Source organism: Bacteroides caecigallinarum, from assembly GCF_016901995.1.
Classification (GTDB): Bacteria; Bacteroidota; Bacteroidia; order Bacteroidales; family Bacteroidaceae; genus Phocaeicola; species Phocaeicola cellulolyticus.
The window spans coordinates 1-6367 of the sequence record NZ_JACJLE010000089.1; the positions used below are offsets into that span (position 1 = coordinate 1).

The 6367-nt window shown below is 41.0% G+C and carries 1 protein-coding gene; it reads left to right on the top strand.

The genetic code is table 11. From position 1 onward, the window contains the following. The first annotated feature begins 303 nt into the window (after positions 1 to 303). Complete coding sequence (locus tag H6A61_RS14770) at positions 304 to 5937, top strand: alpha-2-macroglobulin family protein (protein WP_204394653.1); 5634 nt, start codon at positions 304 to 306, stop codon at positions 5935 to 5937. The last annotated feature ends 430 nt before the right edge of the window (positions 5938 to 6367 follow it).

Genomic DNA, 6367 nt, shown 5'->3' on the forward strand with positions numbered 1-6367 from the left:
ATGCTGAACAATTACTTGTACGACCTCTTGTCGCACGCTTATAATGCAAATTATGCTATAACTATGCTATTTATAAGGACTTTTTCTGAATGTTCCCTATGAAACTGAATATCTTGTTCATTTATTATTCTTGAATAAAAAAGTAGACAAAATCATAATGCTTTATAATTAAAGCTATGCGAACAATTACGTGAATTAAAATTAAATCATTTTTTATACATCTTTTAGCACTAAAAATGCAGCATTTACGTTTATAAATTGTTTCTTTATATAGACAATATAAGTGTAACCAAATCAAATTGTATGAAGAAGATTTGTTTATTTGTGGGTCTGATGATGATAGGCATCGTCCTCCCGATATCGGTCAAAGCTCAGAATTATGACAAAATGTGGAGGGAAGTGGAAGCGCTTCAGAAAAAGGATCTCCCTCGTTCCGTAATAGAAAAATCTGAAAACATTTTCTCATTGGCATTGGCTAAGAAGAATATACCTCAGATGATAAAGGCTTTTATGGTATGTTCAGAATATAAGGTAAGGTTGAGTTCCGACAGTATCCGGAAGCAGAAAGATATGCTGAAGAAGTGGACTGCATCGGAACAGGATGCAGTGGGAAAAGCTGTGCTTAACAGCGTTATGGCTATGAATTATGCAGCGGTATCACCTTCTGAGGTTGATTCTGTCATTTCATGTTTGCAACTGTCTTTGAAGGAAAAGGATCTGTTGGCATCGTATTCAGCAGCTTTATATTATCCTGTGGTTGTTTCTAAAGAATTGAGCAAGGAATATTTTGATGACAATATGTATGATTTCCTGGCCCGTCAGGCTGTACGTACACTGTTGTCACTTCCGGCTAGAGGAAATGAACAGAAAATCCACAATGAGATACTAGGCGTTTATGATTCGCTGATAGATTTGTATTCTTCTGCCGAAAGTCCTTATCGTGACAGAGAAGCTGAAGCGCTGACACGTGAGGCGCGTCTTGTTTATCTTTCTGATAATTGTGTTTATTCGAAGGATAAACTTTCTCCAGATGAGGCTGTGAAAATGTTAGATAGTCTGGCATCTGAATATAAGGATGTAGAAGTTTATTGTGATATTATGCTGAAGCTTGCCAATAAGTATAGTTCTCAAGGAAAAAAGGTTGAGGCTATGTCTGAATTGAAAAAAGCTCTTGCTCTATATCCAAATACGGAATGGACTGACGAACTGAATAATACGATTAAGGAGATAGAGTCTCCAAGCCTGGAGATACGTATTCCGTTTGTATATCCCGGATATCGGTCGGATATAGAAGTTTCATACAGAAACCTGACCAGTGTGACGATAGAAGCTTACAGGCTCGGCTTGTCGCCGGTATCGGAAAGACTGCGTGACAGAAGGAACTATGAGCAGTTGATCAGGAAACATGGTGACCGTGTGGCTGTTAATAATTATACTCTTCCGGCAACCGCTGATTATAAGTCAAGAACTACCCGATTGAAGTATAAATTGCCTGAAGATGGTATATATATGATGAAGCTCTTCTCAAAGCAGAAACCAGAGGCAGTCTGCTATGAGGTAGTATATGTATCTCCTTATCAGTGTATTGTAATCCCATTGCCAGGCGACAGAAAAGAACTCGTTGCCGTCGATCGTATGACTGGTCATCCTGTTCCCGGAGCGGAAATAGTTTCATACGCACTGAACGATGGTAAATACGAGCTGAAGAATGTTTATCCCACTGATGAAAAAGGCTGTGTAGTGGTAAGTACCGCCAAGGATAAACTTGAATATTTCAGTGTCCGTACTTCCGGTAATGATTTTATGAATATCTCAAGCTTCTATTCCGGAGAGCATTTCCTGAACACAAACGAAGAAACAAGAAAGCAGACAACTATATTCACGGACCGCTCGATTTATCGTCCGGGACAGATGGTATATGTGTCAGGAGTTAAATATGTACAAAAAGGTGATTCTGTTTCTGTACTTAAGGGGGAAGAAGTGACTGTGAGTCTGACCGATACCAATGGTAAGGAGGTGGAGAAGAAAAAGGTTGTCACTGACGATTTTGGAGTTTACAGTGCAGAGTTTGTGCTTAAACAGAATGTTTTGCCGGGATACTTTGGAGTAAAGGCCGACAATGCATATAGCGGTATAAGAGTGGAAGAGTATAAGCGTCCTACTTTCGATGTGGTTTTCGAGAAAAACAGCAGTGAATATTCGCTAGGCGATTCGGTACATACTGAGGCCAGGGCTGCATCATTTGCCGGTGCTCCTCTGCGCATGGCAAAGGTGGAATATAGGGTAGTCCGTATGGAGAATATTTGGTGGAGATATAACGGTACTGAAACGGAAATTTCCACAGGCGAAACAATGACTGATGCCGACGGTAAGTTTCATATAGATTTCTGCCTTCATAAACCAGACGGCGATTTGCAGACTGCGGATAATGCGTATTACAGATTTAATGTAAAGGCCACGGTAACAAGCCTTTCCGGTGAAACTCAGGTAGGGGAGTATTCCGTATCTGTAGGTGATAAATCTCTCGATTTGAGTATTTCTGATTTGCCTTCCAAAGTGGCAAAAGAAAGAATCGGTAAGATCCGTTTTGATGCTTTCAATTGCGAAAGGATGCCGGTAGAAACAACTGTCAGATATTCTGTTTTCAAGCTTGATGAAGAAGGTAAGATATCAGGTAAGGCTGTGTTCAGTGGTGAGGAAAAGGCTCAGAATTCATTTGTGCCTTACTCATTTAATTCTCTTTCTTCAGGGAAATACCGCATCAGGATTTCCGCTTCAGACTCCAAGGGACGTGAGGTTACAAAAACTCAGGATTTTGTTTTGTTCTCCCTTGCAGACAGTATTCCTCCTTACCGGACTGTAGAGTGGTTCTATCAGGACGGTGATTCGTTTGATGAAGGTAGGTCTGTCGATTTCTATATAGGCAGCTCCGAGAGTGATGTCTATATGATGCTTGATGTGTTTACTGCTGGAAAAAGACTTGAAAGCCGTAGGATAACATTCTCTAATTCAATACAGAAGTTCAGCTACAGATATAAGGAAGAATATGGTGACGGTATAACTGTATGTTTCTCTTTTATGCGTCATGGTGTGTTGTACAAGAAGGTGGTAAGTCTTGTAAAGCCTGAACCTGAGAAGAAACTCAACGTATCATGGGAAACATTCAGAGACAAGCTTGTCCCCGGACAGAAGGAGGAATGGAAGCTCACGGTAAGGAATAAAGACGGGGAGCCCGTCAATGCTTCTATGTTGGCGTCTGCATACGATGCTTCGCTCGACGAACTTTATTCGCACGGTTGGCATTTCGGATTGTATTTTGGAAGAAAGATACCGCGTGTATTGATGCAGAGTCTGCATGTGTATGACAATCCTTATATGCGTGTGGCATACGCTTATGTAAACGGCGGCAATGGAATCGACCTTATCTATGGTGACGGATTTACACAGTTTATACCTTTCTCATGGGGATATTATGGTTCGCGCGGAATGATTATAGCCAAGGCACCGGCTGCTGGTAATATATTATTGAAAAATCAAGCGTCATCCGATATGATGGATCGGAGTTTTAACAGAAAAGTTTCAGAGGAGGAAGTATTGCAGTCTTATGAAGAATCTTCTGTAGTTGAGTCTGTAGTTGAGGGTGTAAACATGAGTAACGGAAATGTATCTCATGCCCTTCGTGAGAATTTCTCCGAGACAGCTTTCTACTACCCGCATCTGCGTACAGATTCTGCCGGAACAGTTACTATGTCGTTCGTAATGCCTGATGCATTGACCGAATGGACTTTCAATGGTTTTGTACATACGCAGAATATGGATTACGGATTTGTAAAGGCGTCGTTTACCACTTCCAAGCCATTTATGGTGCAGCCTAATATGCCTCGCTTTGTCAGGGTAGGTGATGAATCGTCCATTTCATCATCTCTCATCAATATGTCCGATGAGGATATCAACGGAAAAGTCACTATGACTCTTTCCAATCCGGTCAACGGACAGGTTGTCTATACCAAGACAGATGCTTTCAGTGTACGTGAAGGGGAGACAGGAATCGTGACATTTAACTATAAGGTTTCCGAAGGTGTGGATGTTCTGGTTTGTACTGTCATGGCTGAGGCTGGCGAATTCAGCGACGGGGAGCGTCATTACCTTCCGGTATTGTCTGACAAACAGATAATTGTAGAGAATATTCCTGTTCAGTTGAGATGCGATGAAAACAAAACAGTTTCTACGGGTGGCTTGTTCAACGGTGGTAGCAATACTGCTACAAACAGGAAACTGACCATAGAAATGACGGCAAATCCACAGTGGTATGTCATTCAGGCCTTGCCTGTGCTTGGAACACCTTCGTCTGATGATGCAATGTCGTGGGCTACAGCTCTTTATGCCAATTCATTGTCTTTGCATATTGTGAAATCCAATCCTAAAATCAGGCAGGTGTTCGCTTTATGGATGGCACAGGGAAAAAATGAAAAGGATTTATGGTCGGAACTGTCAAAGAATGAACAACTTAAAAATATCATCATCGAAGAAACCCCATGGTTGGCTGATGCTGAAGATGACGCTTCGAAAAAACAGCGTATTGCAATGCTTTTCGATGTAAACGCAATGAGTGACAGACTCTCCACGGCTATTACCAGTCTTGCCAAGTTACAGCTGTCTGACGGTTCGTGGCCATGGTTCAAGGGTATGACTTCAAGTACTTACATCACTCTTCGGATAATGGAGTCGTTGGCCAGACTCAAGGCTTTGGGAGTATCATTCAATTATCAGATGAACGATATGTATAAGAAAGCCCTTGGATATCTGGCTTCCGAAGCTGCCGGGTGTCATGACAGTATGCTTGAAAACAAGAACGCTTACGTACCTCAGAATATGATTATGAGCTATCTGTATATATGTGCCATAGACGATGAGGCTGCAGCTTCTGCAGATACCAGGATAAACAATTATTTCATTGACTATTTTGTTGGAAAGTCTGCATCGCTCGACATAAATGAAAAATCGGTATTGGCCACAGTTATGGATGCGGCAGGAAAGAAAGACGAAGCGAAGGTTCTTCTACAGTCTGTTATGGAATATATGGTAAGCAATGATGAGATGGGTTCATATTTTGATACATACAAGGCCGGATATTCTTCGTTCGATTACAGAATACCGGTTCATGTGTCTGCAATGGAAGCCATCATGCGTTTGGGAGATAATAAAGAAACTTTGCTTGACGATATGCGTCTGTGGTTGCTGAAGCAGAAACAGGTACAGGTTTGGGATACTCCGGTTGCATCTGTAAATGCCATTTATGCGTTTCTGGCAGGTGGAAGTGATGTGCTTGATTCAGGCTCTGCTATTACAGCGGAGGTTGCGGGTAAAACTTATACCACACCGGATGACGCGATAGGACAGGTTTCGGTTTCATTGCATGATTCTGATATCAGGAAAACAGAAAATATTGAATTCTCAAGAAAAGGTACAGGTGCCGGATGGGCTTCTGTCTGTTCACAATGTATTGAAAGTATCGAAAAAGTGAAATCATACAATGGTGAAGGTTTGAGAATAGAACGCAAGTATATATGCGATGGAAAAGAAGTTTCATCGTCTTCCGTTTTGTCTGTGGGCGATAAGGTTACAGTATGCATAACAGTAAGTGCCGACCGTGATATGGATTTTGTACGGATAAAGGACGAGAAACCTTCATGTCTTGAGGTTGCATCCCAGCTCTCTTCTTATTCTTGGGCAGAAGGGCTTTCATTCTATCGCGTAAATAAAGATGCGTCTGTAGAATTTTTCATCGACCGTATGCGAAAAGGTTCCTATACTATACGTTATGACGCATACGTGGCACGTTCAGGAAAATATGTTTCAGGTCCGGTTTCTGTCATATCAGTTTATGCGCCGCAATTCGGTTCGCATGGGGAATCTTCGGTTATTACGATAAAATAAGTTTACCTCCACACGCTCGTGTCAAGATCTCGACACGGCCGTGCGGAGATCTCCACACGTTCGTGTCGAGTACTCCACACGTCCGTGTGGAGATAAATTGATTTTGTTTTTTGTTGGTAAGAGGGTAATGGCTGTTTTATTTATTTTCTGGTTTTCTTTTTTGTTTTATTCGAAGTCATATTTGTTACATCATCATATAAAAGTGAATCCCTTTATATAAATAATGTATAATATTTAGTGCTATTTTCAATTATTGTAACAGTCTTGAAAAAAATATTCTTTATTTTTTTTCATTGATTAACAAAGAGTTATCTGTATTCCTGTAATTTTTTTGAAAAAAAAGTTGTGCAAAGTATTGCAGGAATAAAAAAAGTGCGTACCTTTGCACCCGCAATCGAAAATGATACGGTTGCTAAACAAGAAGTTCTTT